The 3,065-nt window shown below is 40.5% G+C and carries 3 protein-coding genes; all 3 read right to left on the bottom strand.

Going from position 1 to position 3,065, the window contains the following annotated elements:
* Positions 1 to 610, bottom strand: a 610-nt coding sequence (locus WMO25_RS16605; protein ID WP_349086270.1) for a ParB/RepB/Spo0J family partition protein, incomplete at its 3' end; no start/stop codon positions are given.
* Positions 600 to 1,385, bottom strand: a complete 786-nt coding sequence (locus WMO25_RS16610; RefSeq protein ID WP_235232784.1) for a ParA family protein — start codon at positions 1,383 to 1,385, stop codon at positions 600 to 602. The genes WMO25_RS16610 and WMO25_RS16605, both read right to left, overlap by 11 nt.
* A gap of 18 nt (positions 1,386 to 1,403) precedes the next feature.
* Positions 1,404 to 2,279 carry a ParB/RepB/Spo0J family partition protein gene (locus tag WMO25_RS16615; RefSeq protein WP_235232783.1) on the bottom strand — a complete coding sequence of 292 codons (876 nt, stop codon included), beginning with the start codon at positions 2,277 to 2,279 and terminating at the stop codon, positions 1,404 to 1,406.
* Positions 2,280 to 3,065: the final 786 nt, after the last annotated feature.

Below are 3,065 nucleotides of genomic sequence, written 5' to 3' on the forward strand. Positions count from 1 at the left end.
CAATGGTAAAGTTCAGACGTTTCTTATCTACCAATTCCAGTAAATCTGGGATAAGTTCTGTCAAACGGATGAAACGTTGGATCTGTTTTGAACTTTCTCCAACCTGTTGGGCTAAAACATCCCTTGAAACCAGTCCAGATAAATTCTGGTCATTTTGACCAGAATTATTTTTGGATGGTCTGCCAGCTTGACGTTTCATTGCTTCAAGTTTCATCTTATAAGCAAATGCCTTTTCACTCGGAAGTAACTCCTCCCTCTGAATATTGGCATCTACCATAGCGATTACTGCATCATCATCCGTCATTTCCCTAACGATTGCTGGTATGGTTACAAGACCTGCCAATTGGGCTGCGTGCATTCTCCGGTGTCCGGATATCATTTCATAACCATCATGATTGTCTGGACGGATCAGAACAGGAGTAAGTACACCATTTTCCTGAATACTGTCAATCAGATCCTGCATTTTTTCATCATCAATCACTTTAAATGGGTGTCCGGCAAAAGGATGTATTTTATCAATCTCGATCTCCATTGCAGACTCTTCATTTACAACTCCCAGAAGTTCATCAATACTTGTCAGTTTGATTTTCTCGCCGCTTCTATTTTTCATTTTCCAAAACCTCCTGTGTAAGATTCTTATATGCATTGGATACTTTACTCTTAGGGCAGTGGGCATAAATGCTGATTCCCTCTGCACTTGTTTCTGCCGCTTTTACGGATAACGGTATTACATTTTCAAAAATCGTTATCTTTGATCCGTATGTAACATGGAGCATCATTGAAATATCCTTTGCATAGTTTGTTCGGAAATCTACCATCGTCAGCAGAATTCCCATAATCTGCAATTTCCTGTTCAGTCTTTTCTTTACCATAGAAATGGTTTTGATCAGCTGCTGGAGACCTTTCACCGGCAAATATGCTGCCTGTACCGGAATCAGAACTGCATCCGAAGCAACCAGTGCATTGATCGTCATCATGCCAAGGCTGGGCATACAGTCGATCAGGATATAATCGTATCGTTCTCTCATCATTTCGATATAATCTTTCATGATCATTTCCCGGCTCATCACATTTCCCAGTGTTACTTCCAGGGCTGACAATTCAATATTTGCCGGTAACAGATCCACATTTTCCTCATGATGAAGAATTCCATCCTCCGGTTTTATTTCTTCCTCATTAATAACTGCCAGCATAATTGTTGCCAGGGTAGTACCAAGATCATCCGGTTCCACATACCCAAGACTGGCTGTCAGGCTTCCCTGGGGATCCGCATCAATCAAAAGCACCTTTTTCCCTTCTTTCGTCAGGCCGATCCCTAAGTTTACTGTTGTCGTTGTCTTTCCGACCCCGCCTTTCTGATTTGTAACAGCGATTACTTTACACATTCTTCATTCCTCCGTTTCTTATTTGTCCCAGTATTGTTCCATCCATATTTTTAAGATTGCTACGATTTCACGCTTCATCATTTCCGGTGTATAGTTGTTGGGAAAATATCTGTGAAGCTGTTCATTTGTAAATGTGACTCTTGTTATTTCTCCTTTTTTTATTTCACTGAGAATTTCCTGCATCTTTTCTAAAGTCAGCTTTCCATCTTTGCTCAATTTTTTTATTCGCTGTGCCTGAGAAAGAGAGGGCACTGACTGAGCATAATCCATGGCTTCGATTAGCTGTTTTTGTTCCTTTTCCTTTAATGCTGCCAGTTCAACTGCCGGATTGAAGGAAATAAGTTCATCATCTAACTGCTGTAAAAGCTCTGGAATCAGATTCGTGAGAGTAATATATCTTTGCACCTGCTTTGGACTTTCACCTGTTTCTTCTGCGATTATTTCCACTGTTCTCTTTCCTTTTAAATTGTGGTCGATTTGGCTACGCGGTCTTCCTGCAGTCCTTTTCATAGCATCATTCTTCATTTTGTAAGCAAAAGCTTTCTCGCTGTAACTGATCCGTTCTCTTTGTAGATTAGCATCTACCATTTTAATAATGGCTTCTTCATCGTTCATTACTCGTATAATCACCGGTACTTTTCGATATCCAAGCTGCTGAGCCGCATATTTTCTTCTGTGGCCTGAGATAATTTCATATACTCCATCCGGCACTGGCCTTACGATCAGCGGATTCAATACACCATACTGTTTGATACTGTCCTTCAGGAGATGCATTTCTTTATCGTCAGTCACTTTAAATGGATGGTCTTTAAAAGATCTGAGTCTTTCAATCTCAATTTCTATGACTTTCTCATCCTCAAACAGCCTGTTTGATTCGTTTTCTTTTTCTGCCATTGAACTCCTCCTTTTCCTGTAATCCAAACAACATTTGCTGCAACACGGATTGTTCCGCTTACGCTTCCACAATCCTGAGAACATTCGTATTTCGCATTATCATGCTCCATACTCATGTTCTTGCGGGTCGCTAATAGATTCTTCTTCCTTTGTGCAAGCACAGTCATCAGAATCTATTGCTCCCCTGTTGCATCAAAAAATGCCCGTTTAGATTAGATTCTTATATTTGAATCTGATCCAAACGAGCATCCCGTTTGCATTAGCTACAGCTAATGAAATATTCTATTGTTTCAGCTAATGGATGTTTGCAGAAGTTCCTTTCAGCGAGGGATTTTACTCCATTTTACCTTGTTTTACATCCCCGATCTGAGGTTTCAACAGGAACGAACCCCGATGTTAGCAGAAAGTCCATTTTTTCCTGTTTGCAAAACAGCATTTTTGATTAGCTGCCAGCTAACAAAAATCACTTCAAATTAGCTGGAAATTCATTCCCTGCCTGCCTTTTCTTATCTCATTGCAAAGAAAAAAGCGGCTCATGACATAGCATTTTCTGCTAATCATTACCGCTTTTTTAGTAACCGTCCCCTGCGGGAATCGAACCCACAGCTAGCGCTTAGGAGTAGACCCGATACGACATCGGGAAGTGGCATCTAATGCTTAAAAATGCTTGGAAATACAAGGTTTTTCAGCATTTCAAATCCCATCTGATACTACGCTGTGATAGCTAATTCAGAGGGATTTTACACCGTCCGATTGGCTCGAAATTAGCAAGTCTTTCGATTTTTG

The sequence above is a fragment of the Coprococcus intestinihominis genome (assembly GCF_040096555.1).
In the GTDB taxonomy this organism is placed as follows: Bacteria; Bacillota; Clostridia; order Lachnospirales; family Lachnospiraceae; genus Coprococcus_A; species Coprococcus_A intestinihominis.

Excerpts from the sequence above, each read along its gene's own strand:
- WMO25_RS16610 (WP_235232784.1), bottom strand. The coding sequence starts at position 1,385 with ATGTGTAAAGTAATCGCTGTTACAAATCAGAAAGGCGGGGTCGGAAAG.
- WMO25_RS16615 (WP_235232783.1), bottom strand. The coding sequence starts at position 2,279 with ATGGCAGAAAAAGAAAACGAATCAAACAGGCTGTTTGAGGATGAGAAA.